At 54.3% G+C, this 20,073-nt stretch carries 16 protein-coding genes; 7 read left to right on the top strand and 9 right to left on the bottom strand.

Features of this window, described 5'->3' with window-relative positions:
• On the top strand, window positions 1-346 hold a 346-nt coding region (gene arfB / locus ACTG34_RS01815), incomplete at its 5' end, for an alternative ribosome rescue aminoacyl-tRNA hydrolase ArfB (RefSeq protein WP_439103339.1).
• 1 nt (window position 347) lies between these two features.
• On the opposite strand, the gene ACTG34_RS01810 is transcribed toward arfB, so the two are convergent.
• The 3 genes from ACTG34_RS01810 to pncA all read right to left on the bottom strand — a co-directional run bounded on the left by ACTG34_RS01810 (window position 348) and on the right by pncA (window position 3,770).
• Window positions 348-1,745 (bottom strand): Fic family protein, encoded by a 1,398-nt coding sequence (locus ACTG34_RS01810; RefSeq protein ID WP_439103338.1) that lies wholly within the window; start codon window positions 1,743-1,745, stop codon window positions 348-350.
• Between the two features lie 17 nt (window positions 1,746-1,762).
• Window positions 1,763-3,055 (bottom strand): nicotinate phosphoribosyltransferase, encoded by a 1,293-nt coding sequence (gene pncB / locus ACTG34_RS01805; protein WP_439103337.1) that lies wholly within the window; start codon window positions 3,053-3,055, stop codon window positions 1,763-1,765.
• 124 nt (window positions 3,056-3,179) lie between these two features.
• Window positions 3,180-3,770, bottom strand: a complete 591-nt coding sequence (gene pncA, locus ACTG34_RS01800) for a bifunctional nicotinamidase/pyrazinamidase (protein ID WP_439103336.1) — start codon at window positions 3,768-3,770, stop codon at window positions 3,180-3,182.
• Window positions 3,771-3,895: 125 nt separating this feature from the next.
• Between pncA and ACTG34_RS01795 the strand changes: the two genes are divergently transcribed.
• Both ACTG34_RS01795 and trhO read left to right on the top strand, forming a co-directional pair.
• Complete coding sequence (locus tag ACTG34_RS01795) at window positions 3,896-5,128, top strand: Hsp70 family protein (protein WP_439103335.1); 1,233 nt, start codon at window positions 3,896-3,898, stop codon at window positions 5,126-5,128.
• Between the two features lie 32 nt (window positions 5,129-5,160).
• Window positions 5,161-6,069, top strand: a complete 909-nt coding sequence (trhO, locus tag ACTG34_RS01790; RefSeq protein ID WP_439103334.1) for an oxygen-dependent tRNA uridine(34) hydroxylase TrhO — start codon at window positions 5,161-5,163, stop codon at window positions 6,067-6,069.
• A 6-nt stretch (window positions 6,070-6,075) separates the two neighbouring features.
• Here trhO and ACTG34_RS01785 read toward each other — a convergent pair whose 3' ends face one another.
• Entirely contained in the window at window positions 6,076-8,412 is a 2,337-nt protein-coding gene (locus ACTG34_RS01785) for a calcium-binding protein (RefSeq protein WP_439103333.1), read from the bottom strand.
• 315 nt (window positions 8,413-8,727) lie between these two features.
• Between ACTG34_RS01785 and ACTG34_RS01780 the strand changes: the two genes are divergently transcribed.
• Window positions 8,728-11,043 (top strand): S8 family serine peptidase, encoded by a 2,316-nt coding sequence (locus ACTG34_RS01780; protein WP_439103332.1) that lies wholly within the window; start codon window positions 8,728-8,730, stop codon window positions 11,041-11,043.
• A gap of 112 nt (window positions 11,044-11,155) precedes the next feature.
• Window positions 11,156-12,394 (top strand): glycosyltransferase family 4 protein, encoded by a 1,239-nt coding sequence (locus ACTG34_RS01775; RefSeq protein WP_439103331.1) that lies wholly within the window; start codon window positions 11,156-11,158, stop codon window positions 12,392-12,394.
• 73 nt (window positions 12,395-12,467) lie between these two features.
• Here the strand turns inward: ACTG34_RS01775 and ACTG34_RS01770 are convergent, their stop codons facing one another.
• The gene (locus ACTG34_RS01770; RefSeq protein WP_439103330.1) at window positions 12,468-13,511 is read right to left on the bottom strand and encodes a hypothetical protein; all 1,044 of its coding nucleotides are present in this window, start codon (window positions 13,509-13,511) and stop codon (window positions 12,468-12,470) included.
• Between the two features lie 149 nt (window positions 13,512-13,660).
• On the opposite strand from ACTG34_RS01770, the gene ACTG34_RS01765 reads away from it, so the two are divergent.
• Window positions 13,661-14,041, top strand: coding sequence for a hypothetical protein (locus ACTG34_RS01765; protein WP_439103329.1), 381 nt, complete (start codon window positions 13,661-13,663; stop codon window positions 14,039-14,041).
• Here ACTG34_RS01765 and ACTG34_RS01760 read toward each other — a convergent pair.
• Entirely contained in the window at window positions 14,038-16,746 is a 2,709-nt protein-coding gene (locus ACTG34_RS01760) for a rhamnosyltransferase WsaF family glycosyltransferase (protein ID WP_439103328.1), read from the bottom strand. The genes ACTG34_RS01765 and ACTG34_RS01760 overlap by 4 nt on opposite strands.
• Before the next feature lie 101 nt (window positions 16,747-16,847).
• On the opposite strand from ACTG34_RS01760, the gene ACTG34_RS01755 reads away from it, so the two are divergent.
• The gene (locus ACTG34_RS01755; RefSeq protein WP_439103327.1) at window positions 16,848-17,606 is read left to right on the top strand and encodes a Stf0 family sulfotransferase; all 759 of its coding nucleotides are present in this window, start codon (window positions 16,848-16,850) and stop codon (window positions 17,604-17,606) included.
• On the opposite strand, the gene ACTG34_RS01750 is transcribed toward ACTG34_RS01755, so the two are convergent.
• From ACTG34_RS01750 to ACTG34_RS01740, 3 genes are all read right to left on the bottom strand, one after another.
• On the bottom strand, window positions 17,592-18,713 hold the full coding sequence (locus ACTG34_RS01750; RefSeq protein ID WP_439103326.1) for a polysaccharide pyruvyl transferase family protein: 1,122 nt from the start codon (window positions 18,711-18,713) through the stop codon (window positions 17,592-17,594). The genes ACTG34_RS01755 and ACTG34_RS01750 overlap by 15 nt on opposite strands.
• A 72-nt stretch (window positions 18,714-18,785) precedes the next feature.
• The gene (locus tag ACTG34_RS01745; RefSeq protein ID WP_439103325.1) at window positions 18,786-19,745 is read right to left on the bottom strand and encodes a glycosyltransferase family 2 protein; all 960 of its coding nucleotides are present in this window, start codon (window positions 19,743-19,745) and stop codon (window positions 18,786-18,788) included.
• A gap of 6 nt (window positions 19,746-19,751) precedes the next feature.
• Window positions 19,752-20,073: ABC transporter permease (locus tag ACTG34_RS01740; RefSeq protein WP_439103324.1), on the bottom strand; the 322-nt coding region annotated here is incomplete at its 5' end.

Below are 20,073 nucleotides of genomic sequence, written 5' to 3'. Positions count from 1 at the left end.
TGGGCCGGGTGGGCAAAATGTGAACAAGGTGTCCTCGGCGGTCGAGTTGCGGTTCGAGGCCGAACGCTCCCCACACCTGCCGCCCGCCGTGAAAACCCGCCTGCGCAAATTGGCGGGTCGGCGATGGACCAAAGACGGCGCCATTATCCTGCAATGCGACGAAACCCGATCACAGGTGCGAAACCGCGACCTAATCCGAGAACGCCTTGTCGCGCTGATCGTGCAAGCGACAGAGCGGCCCAAGTATCGCGTGAAAACAAAACCGACGAAGGGGTCGGTGCGGCGGAGGCTTGACGGGAAGAAGAAACGCGGGGAGGTAAAGGCGCTTAGGGGGCGGGTGGAGTGATTCACAAACCAAGTTTTCTTTCGAAGACGTCAGACACAAATTCTTCAATGATTTCGCCATAGTCATCTACTGTTACACAGGACCAATCTTCCACCGAACGAACACCATTTGTAGAGAACTGGTTAGTTCCGCAGTATCTGTAGATCTCTTGATCAAAAAGTAGAATTTCACGCAGACGAATTTCTTGATCTGAGAAATTGTGGAAATCATATTTCAAGCTTGGCTCGGCCTCGCCTCCGGTTACTTTGAGCGCTACAGCCCCAAAAAGTTCATCGGGTGTTTTTAAGTCAGAGGCTTGAAAAAAGTGACGACTAAAATAAAAAATTGTCCGAAAGAACGGTTTGCCCTCTGTGAACCATGTTTGTTTGATGCTCCACGAATTAGTCGCGTGGCCCTTATCACTGATTAGTTTCCATTTTTCGAAATCAATTGGTTCGAACAAGTCAGTCTTTACGCCAATTACTTCAGATGTAGAATCCAACTCATCGCAAGTCTGCTTGAGCTGCTCTCCAAAATTACTCATGCGTTGCCGCCAAACCAGATATTGTTTGTGGAGCCCGCCAGTTTTCTGCTGAGATGCTTTTTGCGCAATTCTCTTAATAAAATCGCCGCGGCTTCTAATCTCCTCAATGATTCCCGACACTCTTGAGAGTACCTTTAGTTCAAATTCGCACACCATCTGGCAAAGTGGGTTCCAGTTCCCGTCATCGGCTTTTTCAAGCGCATCGTAGTAGTCATCGCGACGGGCCGAAGGAATGCCCGTTGAAAAGAGACCAGCGCTCAACAAAACGAAATCTTGGAGTAACCTACCAGTCCTACCATTCCCATCCTCAAAAGGGTGAATGCGAGTAAAAGTAGCGTGTAGCCAGACCGCTTTATAGACGGGGCTAAGGTTAGCATTCATTTTCCCAAATGCGTCTAGCATCGTTTGCAATTCAGACGGAACAGATATGTGATCAGGCGGCTGGAAAGCCGCTCCCGAAATTTCGACATTTTCTTGTCTAAATTTACCTGCTGCTTCTAATATTCCATCTTGTAGAACCCGATTCACTTCCCGAATGAAGTTCAGCGTTAATGGCCTGTTGTTTACCGCATGATCGTAGACGAATTCGTCGGATTGTAGAGCGTTGAATATCTCTTTCTCAGCCTTAGTATTGTTCTCCGATAATGTCATCGCATCCATCATCAGTAGGGTTTGCCGCCTCGTAACCGAAATTCCCTCCATGTTCAGGCTTGCTGTCACGCGGTCGGGAAGAAAATCGCGCGCAATTTTCTGTTGGACCTCTGGGGAAAATGGCCTCTGTTTATTGATACTAGTTGAGGCTAATTCAACTTCATCAAAAAGGTTAAGTGTTTCTGGATCAAACCGAACTTTGTTGGGGTCTTGAACTGTATTCATATCGCACTCTCCGAAAACTAAACAACAACATCCATAACAGATTGCTCCCCAACCCCAAACACCCGTTTATACCGCTTGATCTCGTCGCTTGGGCCCATTGCTTTGTTCGGGTTATCCGAGAGTTTTACGGTGGGTTTGCCGTCCGCTTTGATGGCTTTACAGACCAGTGAAAACGGGTTGAGGGCGTTGTTGTTGACCAAGCCGCGGAAGTCGTTGGTGAGCAGGGTTCCCCACCCGAACGAGGTGCGTACGCGGCCTTTGAATTGGGTGTGAAGGGCGGCGATTTTGTCGACGTCTAACCCATCGGAGAAGATCACCAGTTTCTTGGTTGGGTCCTCGCCGCGTGATGTCCACCAGTCAATCGCCACTTCGGCGCCCGTTGCGGGATCGCCGCTATCGATGCGGATGCCCGTCCAACCGGCGAGCCAATCGGGGGCGCGGTCGAGAAAGCCGCGTGTGCCGTAGGTGTCGGGCAGGATGATGCGCAGGTTGCCATCGTGCTCCTCTTGCCAGTCGGCCAACACGTCATAGGGCGCGCGGGCCAAGGCGTCATCGCCGTCCGCGAGGGCCGAGTAGACCATGGGCAATTCGTGGGCGTTGGTTCCGACCGCCTCAAGGTCGCGTTTCATCGCGATGAGGCAGTTCGAGGTGCCGGAGAATTTGGCGCCAAGGCCCTCTCCCATCGCCTGAACGCACCAGTCCTGCCAGAGGTAGGAATGGCGGCGGCGGGTGCCGAAGTCGGCGATTTTCAGGCCGTCGAGCGGTTTGATCTGTTCGACCTTTTCCCACACGCGGGTCATTGCGCGGGCGTACAGGATTTGTAGCTCGAAGCGGCCCATGTCACCCGTCACCGCCCGCGAGCGGAGTTCCATCAGGATGGAGAGGGCGGGGATTTCCCATAGCATGACCTCTGGCCATGCGCCCTCGAACGTCAGCTCGTATTGGCCATCACGTTTTTCGAGGTGGTAGGGCGGCAGGCGAAGGTTCTCGAACCATTCCATGAAGTCGGGGCGAAACATCTGGCGCTTGCCGTAAAAGGTGTTGCCGCGCAGCCATGTGCTTTCGCCGCGCGAGAGAGACAGGGAGCGGACATGGTCAAGCTGTTCGCGCAACTCGCCCTCGTCGATCAGGTCGGCCATGCGGATCGATTTGGACCGGTTGATGAGCGAGAATGTTACCTGTGTGTCACGCTTGTTGCGAAACACCGATTGGCACATCAGGAGTTTGTAAAAATCGGTGTCGATCAGGGAACGGACGATCGGGTCGATCTTCCATTTGTGATTGTAGACACGGGTAGCGATATCGACCATGGGCGGCCCCTTTTCGGAACGGTTGGCTCGTTAAAACAGGGGGCGAGGCGTGATTGCAAGGCTTTGAATCACGCGAAGGTCGAGGAGTGGACGTTCACGGGGCGACATTTTCCACACTGTGATCCTAAAGCAGCGTAATTGCGGCGGCGCGCATGTCGGAGCGTGCGGTCGCATATGATCCGTCCATATCGATAGCGCGGCACAGATCCGTGCGCACGGTGACGGCGAACCCCAATCTCGCCGCATCCAAGGCAGAGAATTTAACGCAGAAATCGGTGGCAAGACCGACCAGTGTCAGCGTGTCGATCCCGCGCGTTCGCAAATAGCCCTCAAGGCCGGTTGGTGTGATGTGGTCATTCTCGAAAAAGGCGGAATAGCTGTCGATTGCGGTATTGAACCCTTTGCGGATGATCATGTCCGCATCTGTGCGCAGATCGGGGTGAAAGGCCGCGCCGTTGGTGTTTTGGATACAGTGGTCAGGCCAAAGCACTTGGGTGCCGTAGGGCATTTGGGTCGTGGTGAATGGATCGGCATCGTGGGACGTGGCGAAGGATGAGTGGCCGCGCGGGTGCCAGTCTTGGGTCAGGATCACCGCGTCATGACTGTCCATTATGGCGTTAATGCCGCTCACGATTTCGTCGCCACCAGCAACCGCGAGGGCCCCGCCCGGGCAAAAGTCGTTTTGAATATCGATTACAATAAGGGCATGCGCCATTTTAGGGCTCCGAGTGGTTGAATTGTGCAAAGGGTATCATTGCGCGCGCGTGGGTCAACCGCATCGCTTGCACAGGTCCAGACAGGGGCGTAAACGTCATGTTTTGCGGCGAATGCGAGGGCGATATGGCGACACTGGGTATAGACTTTGGCACATCCAATACGGCGGCGGGATGGATGCGTGATGGTGTTCCTATGGTCATCCCTTTGGAGGGAGAAAGCGCCACATTGCCCACGGCTGTCTTTTTGGACTTTGGCGCGAAACAGACCCTTTACGGCAAAGCCGCGGCGCGTGCGATGATGGACGGTGAGGACGGTCGGTTTATGCGAGCGCTTAAATCCGTTCTGGGAACGCCGTTGGCCCATGAGCGCAGACAGTTTATGGCGGAAAAACTAACGCTGATTGAGGTGATTGCGCGGTTTCTGTCCGAGATCAAAGCCCGCGCCGAGGCCGCGACGGGCGAGACGTTTGATGCGGCGATTTCAGGTCGCCCTGTGCGGTTCCATTCGGCGGATGCGGCACGTGATGCACAGGCCCTTGTGGATCTGACGAAAGCCTATGAATTGGCTGGATTCGGGTCTGTTTCATTCCTACCTGAACCTGAGGCAGCCGCGCTGAGTGTGACGGGAGAGGGGCGTATTTTGATCGTTGATATCGGTGGGGGGACATCGGATTTTACGATTTGTGAGAAGGCTGGATTAGAGACCCGCGTCATTGCCTCTGAGGGGCTTCGGCTGGGCGGGACAGATTTTGATAAGCAGATCAGTTTGAGCCATATTATGCCGCTTTTGGGTCTAAATACGCAGATTGGAAATGAATTCGGAGAAGGCAGTCACGCCGCACCGCGCGGGTTGTACAATGATCTGGCGTCATGGGAAAAAATCACCTTTGTTTACGGTGACAAAATGGTGCGCGAAGTGCGCCGCTGGGAACGGATGGCCAAGGATAAGGTTCCGTTTGCGCGCCTTGCCGATGTGTTGGAGATGCATCTTGGGCACGATGTGGCCTACGCTGTTGAGGCGGGTAAGATTACGGCGAATGGGGCGAGCGAAGCACTGATTGATTTGAGCGTTGTCGAAAAGGGGTTGGGGGTTGGCCTCTCCAATGGCGACTTGATGACGCAGTTATTCCCGTCTGCACAAGAGATTGCCCAGTGCGCGGCGGCGACCCTGAAGGCGGCGGATATGACCGCTGATGACATAGACCGCGTGGTGTTTGTCGGTGGATCGAGCCTACTTGGGGTGATTCAGCAACGTATTGGTGTGATGTTCCCAAATGCCAAATTGGAGACGTCAGAGGTGTTTACGGCAGTGGTGGACGGGCTTGCGATTGCAGCGGGGCAGCGTGTTGGGGGTTGATCGCCGCGCGCGACAGGCGTAACGAAACTGCCATGTATACAGTTTGCGCTCTCTATCATTTCACCCGCTTCGACGATCCGTCGGCGATCCGTCAACCGTTGCTCGATTTGTGCCTCTCCGAGGGGATCACGGGATCGCTCCTTTTGGCGGGCGAGGGGATTAACGGTACGGTTGCGGGGCCGACTGCGGCGACGATCGAGCGTCTTGTTGCGCATATCCGCACGCTGCCCGGCTGTGCCGATTTTGAATTCAAACTATCGACCGCTGAGGTTCAGCCGTTTGGACGCATGAAGGTCCGCCTCAAGCGCGAAATTGTGACGATGGGTCAGCCCAACGTCGATCCACGCGCGTCGGTCGGACATTACTGTACCCCCGAAGAGTGGAACGAATTGATCTCGGCGGATGATGTGGCCGTGATTGATACACGCAATGATTACGAGGTGGGAATCGGCACGTTCGCAAACGCGATTGACCCCCAAACCAAATCGTTTCGCGAGTTTCCGCAGTGGTGGGAAGAGAACAAAGACCGTTTTCATAACAAACGGATTGCGATGTTTTGTACCGGCGGTATCCGGTGTGAAAAATCGACCAATTTTCTGTTGGGTCAGGGGATTGAGGATGTCTACCATCTCAAGGGCGGTATTTTGAAATACCTCGAAGAGATGCCCAAGGAAGAGAGCCTGTGGAACGGTGAGTGTTTCGTATTCGACGGGCGCGTCTCGATCGGGCATGGATTGGAAGAGGGGCCGCATGAGTTGTGTCATGCGTGTCGTCAGCCAATCTTGCCCGAGGACAAGGCACGCCCCGAGTATGAGGACGGTGTTTCGTGTCATCAGTGCATCGACAAATTTGACGAGGCACGCCGCGAGCGGTTTCGTGAGCGTCAAAAGCAAATTCTATTGTCGGACGCCCGCGGCGAGCGTCATTTTAAGCAGCATTAGGGTCTGTTAGATCAGTTCTATTGCGCCAGTGAGTGCGGCGGTGTTGTTCAGGTCGAAAAATGTCAAAGTGTTCTCGTTACCGAAATCCAAGACGAAATCTTGGCCGATCCACGCGCCAAGTTGAGTGACGATATCGTGTGGGGTTAGGCCCAGTATGTCGAGTTCTGCGACGTCCAGTTGTACGATGTCGCGTTTGGTGTTGAGGTCGCTAATCACATCGTGTCCATCGTTGAAAATGAACGTGTCGTTGCCTTTTCCGCCCGACAGGTAGTCGTTGCTTTCGCCGCCGTCTAAGATGTCATTGTCGTTGCCGCCATAAATGCGGTCGCGGCCAGGGCCGCCACGCAAGAGATCATCACCATTGGCACCTTTGATATAGTCATGGCCCCAATCTCCGTGGATGCGGTCGTTTCCTTCGTCGCCATAGAGGCGGTCTTTGTGTTTGCCGCCGTTGAGGCGGTCGTTGCCATCCTCCCCATAAAAATAGTCACGTCCGGTTTTCCCGTAGAGGGTGTCGTTGCCGCCACCTGCGTAGATGATGTTATTGACGGTGTCGCCCGAAACGCGGTCGTTGGCGTCTGTCAAAATCAGACCTTCGATGCTTGAGAATGTGTCCCCTTCGCCAGCGCCCGCGTTGAGGTGTTGCTCCATGAGGTCGATGCTGACGTAGGTTGACGACGATGAGTAGTCGACAAGGTCATAGCCATCGCCGCCTGTGAAGCTGTCGGAACCGTCATAGCCGACAAAGCGGTCATCTCCTGTCCCTCCGACAAAGATGTCGTTGCCGTTGGTGCCAAGGAGAGTGCCCGCCTGTATCCCATCCGCATGTGTGATGGTTTGTGCCGCAATGGCGGGAAAATAGTGCGACAAGGTTAGGGTGATGTGGTCCACCAGATCTAACCACATTATGGGATCGCCATAAGGCGTGGTGAGGTCTAGGCGTTCATCGTCGAACGTCAAAATGCCACCTGTTGCGGTTGTCTCAAATTCAAGTTGGTTGAGATTGCGCAATCCGTCATAGGCGGACAGGTCGAGTTGATCGTGGGCAACGTCGAAGTCGGTGATGGTGTCCCGTGCGCCATCGCGCGTCAAAACAAAGACATCGCGCCCCGCCCCGCCCGTCATCGTGTCTGAGCCAGCCCCGTCATACAAAAAGTCGTCGCCATCTAGGGCGCTTAGATTGTCGTCTCCCTCCCCGCCAATGAGCGCCTCGTTTTGTGCGGTTCCTGTCAGATCTTCGCCCTCATTATGGCTAAGGCGGCTTTGCCCGTTTAGTCCCAAGTCAACAGTAAGGCTTTGCATGCCAGATTCGGTTTCAGACCCTGCAATGATCGTGAGGATGTGACCGTCAGCCAAGAGTTCAAAGTTCGACACGTTGGTGAGGCCGCGCGTTTGTGTGTCCGCAATTGCGAGCCGGTGAACCAATGTTCCATTGGGCATAAGGGTCAAAATGCTTATGCCGTCATCACTTCCGGCGGCGACAATGAATGTAACGCCGTCTATTGTAATGGCCTTGATCTGATCGACGTTTCCAAAACGGGTTAGGGTGTTGTCGATCACATGGTCGACAATTTGCATATGGCCTGCGGCGTCAATTGCCGCCACGCTCAGGGACGAGCTTCCTGATGCGGCAATGACCGCATATGTTTGGCCCGCCACATCGACCGTCAAAATATCGGAAATGGTATTCACACCAAGGCCGTTGGCCGCACCCAACGAGGCGGTCGGCTCAAACCTGCCGTCTGATGTGACGCGCACACAGGTCACGGCGTTGCTGTCCAATCCTGCGTAGAGCGCAAAATACTGCCCATCGCGTTCAAATGTGGAGATGGCGCATATGGCCGCGCTATCCGCCGCGATTGCGTGCGCTGTGATGAGTGTGCCATTTGCGCTCACGGTGTAGCTAGACAGCATCGTATCGCCGGCACACGCCGCAATCAGATAGGGCGTTGGTGCACTTATATAACCTGACGCAGACATGAGTTCGCCAGTTGTCGCACTCCCTGATGTGGTGCCCCGTGTTATTGTGCCAGCCTGATCCAATGCCATAGATAGCCCTGTTGAGCCTAATGCGCCGTGCATCACAGCGTGCCAAGTCGTGCCGATTTGGTAGAGATCAATCCCTTCTGGAGGGGCCATAGGCACAATGAAACTTGCCTGATCTATTAGCGAGACATCGGATGTACCGGCGTCCAGATCATACGTGAACAGTGTCGATATTTCGCGACTGGTTGCGACCAAGAGGTCGCCGGTCCCTGATGATATCAGATCGAAATCATTGAATCGGATATCGACTCCTAAATCGTTGAAGCCAAGCCAGCGTTCTGCAATTAACCCTACCATTGTAACCCCCAAAACCCGTGCCAGCGCATACGGCGCCCGACGCACCATTGAGGACAGGGTCGTGCCTGACTGCGTCGTTTTGCGGAACGGATTGTGGCGACACGCGCGCTTTTAATTCCGTCTGTTCTAAAGTTGTTCGCAGTTGGGAAAGGTGTCGTTAAGCCTTGCCGTCGAAAGGAGCGGTAGGGTGCCAACGGGCCGCATGTTGTGGGGTCACGTTAGTAAACTGGAAAGCGTCATTGGCTATCTTGGGGTGGAGCATGTTTTGGCAGCGTTCGGGCGCGGCCTCGTGCCCACTTTGGTAAAGGAGCTTTGATGACCCGTCCAACCGATCCCTTGTATGAGGCTCAATGGCATTTCGCCCTGATTGGCGACATCGAAGCGGTATGGAACGACTATTCGGGACAGGGTGTTTCTGTCTTGGTCGTCGACGATGGTGTCGAGGCAGACCACGAGGACTTGCAGTCCAATTACGATACATCCCGTCCGTTTTTCTACGCGGGTGCAGCGTATAGCGGTGAGCCCTCTGCCGTTGACTCAAACCATGGAACCGCCGTCGCAGGTTTGATTGCCGCGCAGTCTGGCAATGGTTTGGGTGGTGTCGGTGTCGCATATGACGCGCGGCTCAGTAGTTTTGACTATCTTTATGCGGTGCAAAATACGCCTTCCCCAACCGATGATCTCGCGCTTTTTGGGCAATTGGCTCGTTTTGATGTGGTGAATTGTTCGTTCGGCATTCCCGCGCTCTACTGTGATTTTGACGAGGGCTATGCGCATGGGAGTGGCGACAGCCAGTCGAGCGGGATTGGCGCATTGTTCGATACGATGACGCATGCATTGGAAACGGGACGTGGCGGGTTGGGAACGCTGTCAATCTATGCGGCGGGCAACGGTTCGATGAATGCCTCCGGTTCCTATCTGACAAACAATCGAATGAGTGTCGTTGTTGCGGCCACGGACAAAAGTGGCGATGCACAAAGCTATTCGAATTATGGTGTCTCCTTAATGGTTGCCGCACCGGCGGCGAGTGTGACAACGGACCGGTCGGGAAATGCGGGGTATAGTATCACCGGTGGCGACACAGATTATACGCACAGCTTTGGCGGGACATCGGCGTCCACCCCGATCGTGTCAGGCGCGGTCGCACTTATTCTAGAGGCCAATGCCGGTTTGGGGTGGCGCGACATAAACGACATTCTAGCCTTGTCGGCGGCTCAAACGGGGTCTGATTTCGGACGTGGGGCGCGGCGGTTTGAGGTGTCGGACTGGATGTCAAACGGCGCACAAAACTGGAACGGTGGTGGCCTGAGCTATAGCGAGTCGTATGGCTACGGCATGATCGATGTTTTCGCAGCAACGCGGCTGGCCGAGGTTTGGGACGTCCTGTATCCGCAGCATGGTGTGTCAGCCAATGAAGTCTCGCTTGAGGTGGTGTCATCGGAGACGACGACTGTCCCTGACGGGAGATCACGCACACAAACCGCGACCACCACATCCGCGTTGAAGATTGATAGTGCCTATGTGAACGTCCGTTTGAAAAGTGCCGACCTTGAGGGGCTTTCCGTTTCGTTGGTGACACCCATGGGGCAGATGCTAACCCTGATGGACCAAGAGCATATGTATGACGCGGATTTGGGCGCATTCGTCACGTACTCGTATGTGTTTCACGTGAACGGTTTGCACGAAATGAGTACGGTGGGGACGTGGGGTCTTCATGTTGAAGAGGCCCAGACGGACGGAAAGTCGACGGTCATTCAGGCGTTTTCCATCACGTTTTTCGGCGATGACGCAACGCATGATACGGTGCACCATTTTACATCCGATTTTGGTGATTTGGCCGCAACAGAGTCGAATCGAGGCCAAATCACAGATGATGATGGCGGTGTGGACTGGCTTGACTTTTCCATGATGGACACGAGTTTGACGGTTCGTTTGGATACGGGCGAAGTGGATCTAGGATCGGCGGGAGGCGCGGATCTGGGGCTTGGTCAATTCGAGAATATCATGGGCGGTCAACGGCGCGATGTGTTGCACGGCGATGACGTTGACAACGACATAAACGGCAATGATGGCAACGATACACTGCGCGGCAATCGCGGAAACGACACCTTAAATGGCGCGCAAGGCGATGACGTTTTGTATGGCGGATATGGCCGTGACTATCTCATTGGCGGAACGGGCGATGACGTGATCGAAGCCGGGAAAAGCCGTGACCGCATCGAAGCCGGTGAGGGAAATGACATCATTGACGGAGCACAGGGCAAGGATAACATCTTTGGCGGTTGGGGCGATGACGTCATCGACGGAGGATCATCAAATGACCGATTGTCTGGCGGGCGCGGCGCGGACTATTTGAGTGGCGGGTCGGGAAATGATCGTATGATTGGTGGGGCTGGCGCGGATAGTTTTGTTTTTGGCAAAGGGTTTGACGCCGATACCATCTTGGATTTCGAGATGTCGCGAGACGGTATTATCGTCCTGTCCGACTTGGTCGGGTCGGTGGCGGACGTTGGTCAATATGCGCGTGTGTCCGGGGATGATATCGTGTTCGATTTTGGCGAGGGCGATGTATTAACGGTTGCGGGAGTGCTCGATATCAGCGCGCTCATGGACATGATTACGGTCATCTGATCACAGGGGTCTCAATGCTTTTTTAAACGTTGAAACCTACTCTTGTAAGCACGGTAGTTGTGTGTGTTGAAAGAGGCCGAATATGTCGGTACGGGCCAATCTAAGAAAATTCATGAGACATGTGCGCACGCACGGTATTGCGCACGCGGTGCGGCTTTCGTCGGCGTATCTGTGCGCTGGAAAGTCCCAACAGTCCACGGATGTCGTCGCCGCAGCAAAGAGCCTGAATGCGCTTTATTGCGCGCCGTTTGGTGATGCGGCCGATCTCGCAAAGCTGGGTAATGACGAGACACGTATGCAATGGATCATACCAAGTTTCGGGTTCGGGTCTGGCGGACATACAACGATTTTCAGGTTTGTGAACAACCTCGCCGCGATGGGGTATCCCCAACGTATTGTCATTTTGGAACCGCATGCGTTTCAAAGTGCGGCACTCGCGAAAAAGGCGATGACGGATTGGTATTTCCCTGTCGATGCCGAGGTGGCGCTCGGACAAGAGGGTGTGGTTGCAAGCGATGTTTTGATCGCAACGGGGCATCAGACGGCGCACACTGTGGCGGCGTACCGCGCGGCGCGTCACCGCCTGTACTTTGTTCAAGATTTTGAACCCTCCTTTTTTCCGGCATCGTCGCTGAGCTATTGGGCCGAGAGCACGTATACACTTGGCTTAACGGGCATCACTGCGGGCGGTTGGCTCGCGCAAAAGCTTGCCCAAGACTTTGGAATGACAACGCACGCCGTTTCGTTTGGGGTCGATCACAGTATTTACCATCCGCTCGGCCGCACGCCGCGGGTTGGCAAAAAGACAATTGTGTTTTACGCGCGCCATGTGACGCCTAGACGATTGGTTGAGCTGGGGCTTGCGGCGCTCTTGCGTTTGCATGAGGTCCGCGATGATTTCAAAGTGATTGTTGTTGGCGGATCTTTGGACGTAGATGCGTTGCCGTTTGAGGTGGAAAACCTCGGCGAGGTGCCAGAGGCGGCGCTGGGTGATGTGTTTCGCCGCTCGGATGTGGGATTGGTGCTGTCTGGGACCAATTTGTCGCTCATGCCGCTTGAACTGGCTGCGTGCAAATGTGCTGTGGTGATGAATGACAATCCAAATGCACGGTGGCTCTTGGATGATGGAAGTGCAGTATTTGCCCGCTCGGACCCTGCGGGATTGGCCTATGCACTTAGCTCCGCGTTAGAGGACACGAGCGAGGCGCGTGCGCGTGTTGCGGCGGCCTATATGGTGGCGAGACGCGCGGATTGGATGGACGAAGCGCGCGACATGGCGGCGTTTATTGAGACCCTTGATATCGATACGTCGATCACACAGACACAAGCGCCCTCTTGTGCTGCGGCTTAGGCGGCTCGTCGAAAGGGTTAGAGAACGCAAAGCCGACAACAACACGAGGCAAGGGGTTTAGGGCGTTTGCCCCTCACATCGTCGGATCTGTTCGGCTTCGGATGTTTTCCGTATCGAACTGTGCCGCGGCGGCCAGTCTAAGCGTATTGCGCACCCGTCTTTTGTGACGCTTGGACTTTGCCAATTGAACCTCGCTTGCGGTGGCCGCGGTTCGTGCCCACCGCCGTTCAATCGTATCGTATAGCAAAGACGGGCTTTTAACTGCCACGGCATCAGGGCGTTTGCGCAGCAAAAATAACGCCGATTCGGCTTTTGAACTCGCGCAGAGGCAGGACGCAAGTTGGTCATAGGCCGCCGTGAAAATACCATCGTCTTGTCGTGCCTTCAGGTGGGTGAGCGCCCTTTTTTGGCCCTCGGCGTCGAACCCAAACGGATTGAAATGGTCGGATGCATCGGCGCCAGCGTGGGCGGCAATTTGATTTACGATGGCTGTGTCTCGGGTCTGAGAGGCGAGAATGTCCGCGCTGGATATGTCCAGTGGTGCCTTGTTTTCAACGGACCGCTTGCGCGTAAGATGCGGGGGTAGACCAAGAGTGGGCGCAATTCGTGCAAATTGATCATCTAGACAGTCGGTCGCCAAAACATAGTTGAACTTGCGCAAAACCGATCGCGCTTGCTCCAACAAATCGGCGGAGGGATCATCTACGAAACTCGGGAATTTTTTGACCAGATACGAGCATTGAAAATCAGGTGTGTAAAATCGAGCCATGAACAGGTCGGTTGTCAAAATGCGACCTGTCTTTTTGTGCATCGCGCTCCTGCGATGATTGAAACGGGACCGCGTGTGACCATCGGGACTGCGCAATACGACCATGAGCCTGATCGTGTCGGGGTTTGCATAGAGTGTGGTCGTTTCATCAACTCCGTGACCTTGAATGCAAAACGCGTTTGCGAGCGCGCGGGTGTCCGCCTCTTCGAGTTGGGGTTGAGATGTGAAGAACCGGTGGACACGCGAATTTGGACCAAGGGACAACACATTGTCCGCGCCCTTGTAGGTTTGAAAATGATTCAGGAGGGTCGTACCGCCTGTTTTGGGAATATGTGGAAAAATAATCAAAGCGCGGCCTTTGTCTAAGGTGCGCAAAATGCGCGTTGACCTGACCACCAGAGCCAAGTTCGGATGTGAGGTGAATTGGTGGATTTCCAACCCCCTCAATCAATGCCATGATGTTGGTTAAATGCGCGTAAAGAAGTGAGGTATGTATCGTGGCCAAGTTGGACACAAACGAGGTGACCACGCATGACATTGATCAGGCGCAAGAGCTGAGCCGAGTGACTTTACAACTCGAACGCACGCGGCGTGTGAACAGCGCCCTTTGGGCGCGGGTCAATCATGCCCATGTTTCAAAGGCCGAAGACGGTAAGTTGACGATTAATGATAAAGATCGCCAATTGGTCCTGTTGGATGTCGAAAACCAAGATTTACGCGATCAGATCGCATCCCTCGAACGCCGGTTGGAAGAGATGTCTCACACAACCAGCGAGTTGTGGAAGCGCGTGCACCACGCAGAGCGCCGAGCCGGTGTGACAGTGCGGCGCGTGGCGGGGCGTATTTTGCGGAAAATAGGATTGTTGCGCCGCCCTTAGCGGTGCTCGCGCGTTCTATCTGCGGCATTAATTCCGTCAGCGTACCCGCGATATTTTTGCTCGATCACACGCATGAGGTCCGCGATTTCGGCGCCGTTCGCGCCGTTTTCTCTCATCCACTGTGCCTTGTTCGATTGCTCGCGAGTTATGGCAAGCTCGACGGAGGTGCTCATGCTTGGTGCGATCGTATACCCAAAATGGTCACGGAAAAACTGTGCTTCGGTTTTGGAGCGTTTATAGGTCTCGTCCGGTCCGTAGTCATGCGAATGGATCACCGTGGCGGTGGGAGCGTAGACTTTTGAATAGCCCGCCTTGATCATTGTGTGTGCCCACACTTGGTCCTCGCCGTAGTCGATTTCCGGATAGGGAATGGCGTTCCAAACCGAGCGGCGCAGGCATGAATTATTGTCCGAATAAAAATGTAAAAGTTGCGCCCATTGCTCTGTGCTTTTACCCCATGCATGGCCTGTTGTCTCGTTTGAGAGGCACAATGGGTATTTTGAAAAATTCGCAAAATGTGAATTGATTTCATGGTGAATGAACGGAGCATGTTCGGGGTAGGCTACATGACGCCCAAACAGACCGGCCGCCTCGGGGAAGTGCTCCATCATTGCCCAAATGTCGTGCAGCCATCCAGAGTGGGCCGGAATGGCGTCTTGGGTCAGGAGTGCCACCAACGGCGCGGTGCCGAGTGAGATCGCCTCATTGCGCGTGCGACCGTGTTGAAAGTCGGACTGATTGATGACCTTGAGAGTGATGTCGTCTTGGGCTGCAAGCCACTCGGTTGTGCCGTCAGTCGAGCTACTATCGACGCAAATGATGTTTGGGCGCGCCCGCCCCGTCTGACCCCGCAATGCGTCGATCACAGGCGGCAACTCGGTCATGGCGTTCCAGGTTGGGATGACCACGTCTATGACCGTTTGGCGCTCTGTGACGGTTACGCGATTGCGAGCGCGTGCGCCTAAGTCGGTAAGGCGTTCGCAAAATGCGTCAGACACGTTTTTTGCGGATGCGGACCATGAGAATTGGGCGATCCATTGTTTCGCCGCCCGTGTTTGCTCATCGCGCAAAGGGGCGTCATGTATGAGCCGCTCAAGTTTGTCGGCGATATCCACGGGGTGAGGTCCGGACAAGGTGACAACATCTGGAGGGAATATGGCGCGAGTGCTATCGCCGTCCAATTCCACAACGGGCAATCCGCATGCCATCATCTCTTGTGGAATGAGCGAGTAGTTGGTCGCAGAAAAGCAAATGCCGATATCACACGCGCGATAGAGTGCGGCCAATTCTGTTTCACTGAGGATGCCGTGATTGTAGGCGGTGTAAGGCACCTCATCAAAGCTCAAGTCATCTTGTCCAAAGAAATGAACTTCGATCGGGAGACCGCGTTGGCCGAGGATGTCGAGTGCCATGAGACTAAGTGCGATTGCGCGGCGCGGGGTATGGTCGCGCGCATAAAGACAAATCCGCACCACGCCTTGTGTGCGCCCCAAATCTACCTTTGGACCATCGGCGTAATAGACGCTTGGATCATAGGCCAGATGAAAGGGGCGCGCCCAGTTTTTGTAGCGCTGTGCCATAATATCGGCGAGCCACGGGCTTGCGCAAATACACGCCAAGCCAAGTTTATAGCTGTGTTCGGCCAAAAGGCTTTCGGCACCCACGGGATAAAAGTCGGGTTCGTGATCTTGAACGAAGTAAAACCGCTCCTTAAAGCCCGAGCACGCCGCGGCGATATACGCCGTGGTCCATCCTGTCGCGACAACGATATCGCCACTTGTTTGGTACAATGCGGGCGAGACGAAATTCACATCCGCGCGAACGCATTGAAAGTATTTCACAATGTCGTCGTAGGCTTCGGTCGCAGAGCTATGAAAGTCGCGGCGTTCAATCCAGATTGTGCAGGTGTGCCCCATGCGCTCTAGGTGACGTATCGTGCGAAAAATGGTCATGTGGCCGCCGCCGCCGCGTGCGAAATCGGGGACAATCCAGTGAATGTTGAGCGCGTTAAAATCAACGGTTCCGATGGGTGCCTTGTGCGCACTGGTCTGCGGCAGAGACACGATGTGTTGGAGATGTTTTGGCGTCGCTGATGCCAAAACTGTGTGAGGGATTCGGCGCATGTTTTGCGCGGTTGCGACCCGCCCCTCTTTGCGCCCAAACAGGATGAAATGCTCAAAGGGGTTCATGCGGCTTGATGCGATATCGTTATACCGGCCCAGATAGAATGCAGTGTCAAAATCGGGTGACGGGTTGTGGTTTTTGGTCCAACCGACCGTCATGAAATATTCGAATGGCGACATGGTGTCGGGAATGTCATCACCGTGTTGAGCGACGTAGTATGGCGCGTCGAAATTCTGTTTAAGGCGCGTGTCATGTGATTTTTCGGGTGGCTTTGTTGGTGTCGGTGAGGAGCCTTTTAAGTGTGGCCACGCCCCCCCGAAACCAGCATCCAAATAGGCGCGAAGGCCCACGGCATCATCAACGTTCAAGGCTGATAGGGTGTCGAATTTCGCACACGGTGCGCGGCCCTCTCGCCATCCAATCGTCGCGAAATGGGTGACGGGATCCACCCCAGAGTCGTCGATGTCGCTGTGGTGTGAAACATACCAAGACTGGTCAAGTGCGAGGCTTGCCAAATCAAGGTCGTCTTGGGTCAAGTCCCCAAGGTTGACGGGCGCGAATGGTGTTGGTGTCCCGTACATTTTACCTGAAACTCCTCGGGCCGTTGGGGTGACCGTTGCGTGTACTCAAACTACATGCAACAATTCTTATGGTAATAAGTATTTGAGGTCAAAACGAGTTCATGCAGTTCCCCCAGTCATCCCTCATTTTGTGCGCAACACAACGTTGTGGGTCTACGATGATCGTCGAGGACATGCGCAATGCCACTGTATTGGGGCATCCCGAAGAATGGTTCGTGCCGTGGCAGGCGTCAAAGCCGGATATCAGTTGGCGACAAGCCCTCTCAGGTGTGATCAAGCGGGCCACATCGGCCAATGGTATTGCCGCGATCAAGGTGATGGCGAATCAAATTGCGCCCATTGAGGCGTGTTTGGCGACGTTCATGGATGCACCCCGCGATACACCATATGCGCGGTTCGCCGAGATCACGCAAAACTGTACCTTCGTCAAAATTCAACGCGACGACATCGTATTTCAGGCGATTTCACGGGTCATTTCGCGACAGACGGGCATCAACCATGCGACCGGCAAAAAGGGCGATGATCATTTTGCGGGCAACCGTATGGACGGGTATTCGAACGACTATAATGCGCAGGCCAAATACCAATACGGCAAAATCCGTGAGGAATGCCTCAACATCACGTTGGAGAATTTGGTTTGGACCCGCTTTTTCGAGGTATACGGGATTGTCCCTGAGGTGCTGCGGTACGAAGAGGTGAGCACGGATGAGACGCTTGAACATATAAATATGATGGCGCGGCTCAGCGGTGTTGAGCTGCCACCAAACAGGGCGTCACGTAAGATGGTGAAGCTTGGAAATGCGCGCAACGATGAATGGCGCAACCAGTTTTACAGCGATTTGGGATCACGTGAAATGTGATGTGAAAAACGCATCAAACTCGTCGCATCGGTCTTGGTAGGTTGCGTTAAAGGTTGTGTAATCTGCTTTTTCAAAGACCCTCTCTAGAGAAAAGCCTTTGTCTGTCATTTCTTGGACGCAGAGTGTTGGGAGGCTTAAACGCTCACAAAGCTCTTGTGTGCGTGTGTCGTGGACATACCAAACGGCAGGGGTGCCCGCGATCATTGCCATCATGTTGCCGTGGAACCGACAGCCAAATGCGAAATCCATGCGTTCCATGTGTGCGCGCCAGTCCGCCCATTTGAAATAGATGCGAATATGGTCAAGCGCATATGTGCGAAGGCGTTTTATATCGCCCTCAGGGTGGCCAAAGTATTTTGCAATGTTTGCGAGTTTTTTCTCGTCGATGTCCCTATGAAATCCTGTCCAGCTTTCAGCGAAATTTGCTTGGGCGATGTAGTCGAAACCGTGTTCGATAGAGAGCTGTAGCATTTGCGTTTGAATGGGCTTGAGTTGCGCGTCTGAGGCATATTTGTTGCGATCCCTTTTGTATGAGAGTGCCGCGGTTTTGATGTCGTCGACACTGTTGGGAACCTCAATTCTAAACCCCGTTCCGGTGTTGAGATATGCCGTGGGGCAACCGGTGATCACCGTGTTTTTGATCCCTAGATTTGCGAGAAGATCGGCGGTGAATGCACCGCGCACACCAACACCTTTTGAGGTGTCCGCCGCATAGGCGACGAGTCGGACGGTGGCGGGATGCAGGTCGACGGCGTGAGCAATGCTTTCCGCTTGTGCGCCAAGACCAACGATCACCAAGGGTAGTCCGCTTGCTTCGACGAACTTGGTGATAAAGCCGAAATTGACGCCGGGATTGAGCATATTGGAGGAGGACATAACGATATGATCGTAGTCGTCTTTTATGCTGTCACCCGATGTGAGGCGAATGTCTGAAAAGGAGAAGTAGTCAAGTTTTGTGATGTTGGGGAACAAGCGCAACAAATGCGTTTTGACTGCGTGGCCAATGAATAGATTGCCAGAGTTTTTCCCTGCGATCTGGATTTGCTCGTCAAAAGGAATGGTGTCGATGTCGGGATAGTCATCTAAAAACCAGCGGCAGCCAATCATACAAATTCTCACAGCGTGTCCTCGTCTACTTGAAATGTGTGCGCCTGTGTGGCGTGGTTGGGATGTGTGGCGTCATAGTTTTCCGAAAAAGGCCGCGACATATAAGGCAAGGTGTCCGGTCGGCGTTTGGCGATACAAATCGGATCGTCGGAGCATCAGCATTGCTGTTAAACCACGTGCATTGTGAATCCTTTGAAGGGTGTTTAGTGCTTCGCGGGCGTCTGGCGTCAGGGCGGCGGTTGATTGCGACAAGGCGCTAATGTGCATGGCCGTCCACGTTTTGAACGTGCCTCTAAACACCGCTCTTATACGCCATAATTTTGCGCGCCAGCCACCGTTGGCACCGACAACGTTTCGGCCATGTTGGCGGTAATACAGGGTTGGCACAGGGTCAAAATGTATGTGCCCGCCAACGCCACTTACCAGTATGTAAGCCCACCAATCATGCGCGGTGATCATGCCATTTGTCGGCGTTTGTGTGCGCAACAACTGTCCTGCCAACGGACACATGAGGAGTGTGTTTCCACCCGCAAAGTTTTGAACCAATGCATTTTGGAACGAGGGGGCATAGCGCCAGTTCGGTGATAGTCCCGTTTCGGTAAGGGTGGCATCCGTGACGATCGTGCGACTTCCGTAAAGCGATGGATGATCGGCCGCATCGTTCGTGAGCGCCTTTAGACCCCGCTCTAAGCGGTCGGGTAGCCACACATCGTCTTGGTCGCAAAACGCGATGTAGCTATGGTCTGGATAGGTGCCTGAGTTCAGGGCGCATAGAAAGTTTGACGCGGGTTCGCCGTTGCACGGGCCATCGATGAGCCGCACCTTTCCATCGCGAAACTGTGCTGCAAATGCGGTGATAATTGCACGCGTATCGTCGGTAGAGTTGTCATCCGAAACGATAAGGCACCAGTTTGTGTGTGATTGCTGCGCAATCGAGGTCAACTGCGCTTGCAAGTAGGCTGTACCGTTATGGGTCGCCATCAAGATTGCGACATTCAGCGCGTCAACGGTTGTGGGGGTCGGTTGTCCCATGTGCACCTACAGCCGTATGAGTATATCGCCATAGTAGCGATTTAAAAGCGCGAGGCCGAGCGCGATGAGCACGAGGCCCACGCCGAGCGGATAGGCCATCGTGACATATTCACCTATATATTGGGGATAAAAGGCGCGCCGCATCTCGCCAATCACGTGGACCAAAGGGTTCCACCAAAGCCAGTCTTGATAGGGTTGGGGCACGCGGTCATGTAGGTACATCACCCCCGAGATCAGCACGAGAGGTCGGTTGAGTACCGCCCAAACATGGCTCCACATCGGTAGGTAGGCCATTATCAAACAATTCACGAGACCGACCCCAAGGCCA

Origin of the sequence: Celeribacter marinus (assembly GCF_965656515.1) — a bacterium.
GTDB lineage: Bacteria > Pseudomonadota > Alphaproteobacteria > Rhodobacterales > Rhodobacteraceae > Celeribacter > Celeribacter marinus_D.
Note: the sequence above shows the minus strand (reverse complement) of the source record. Positions and strands in the feature narration are given on the sequence as shown.

Bases quoted from the DNA above. Each gene is read 5' to 3' on its own strand.
- ACTG34_RS01810 (WP_439103338.1), bottom strand. From the start codon at position 1,745: ATGAATACAGTTCAAGACCCCAACAAAGTTCGGTTTGATCCAGAAACA.
- pncB (WP_439103337.1), bottom strand. From the start codon at position 3,055: ATGGTCGATATCGCTACCCGTGTCTACAATCACAAATGGAAGATCGAC.
- pncA (WP_439103336.1), bottom strand. From the start codon at position 3,770: ATGGCGCATGCCCTTATTGTAATCGATATTCAAAACGACTTTTGCCCG.
- ACTG34_RS01795 (WP_439103335.1), top strand. From the start codon at position 3,896: ATGGCGACACTGGGTATAGACTTTGGCACATCCAATACGGCGGCGGGA.
- trhO (WP_439103334.1), top strand. From the start codon at position 5,161: ATGTATACAGTTTGCGCTCTCTATCATTTCACCCGCTTCGACGATCCG.
- ACTG34_RS01785 (WP_439103333.1), bottom strand. From the start codon at position 8,412: ATGGTAGGGTTAATTGCAGAACGCTGGCTTGGCTTCAACGATTTAGGA.
- ACTG34_RS01780 (WP_439103332.1), top strand. From the start codon at position 8,728: ATGACCCGTCCAACCGATCCCTTGTATGAGGCTCAATGGCATTTCGCC.
- ACTG34_RS01775 (WP_439103331.1), top strand. From the start codon at position 11,156: ATGAGACATGTGCGCACGCACGGTATTGCGCACGCGGTGCGGCTTTCG.
- ACTG34_RS01760 (WP_439103328.1), bottom strand. From the start codon at position 16,746: ATGTACGGGACACCAACACCATTCGCGCCCGTCAACCTTGGGGACTTG.
- ACTG34_RS01755 (WP_439103327.1), top strand. From the start codon at position 16,848: ATGCAGTTCCCCCAGTCATCCCTCATTTTGTGCGCAACACAACGTTGT.
- ACTG34_RS01750 (WP_439103326.1), bottom strand. From the start codon at position 18,713: ATGATTGGCTGCCGCTGGTTTTTAGATGACTATCCCGACATCGACACC.
- ACTG34_RS01745 (WP_439103325.1), bottom strand. From the start codon at position 19,745: ATGGGACAACCGACCCCCACAACCGTTGACGCGCTGAATGTCGCAATC.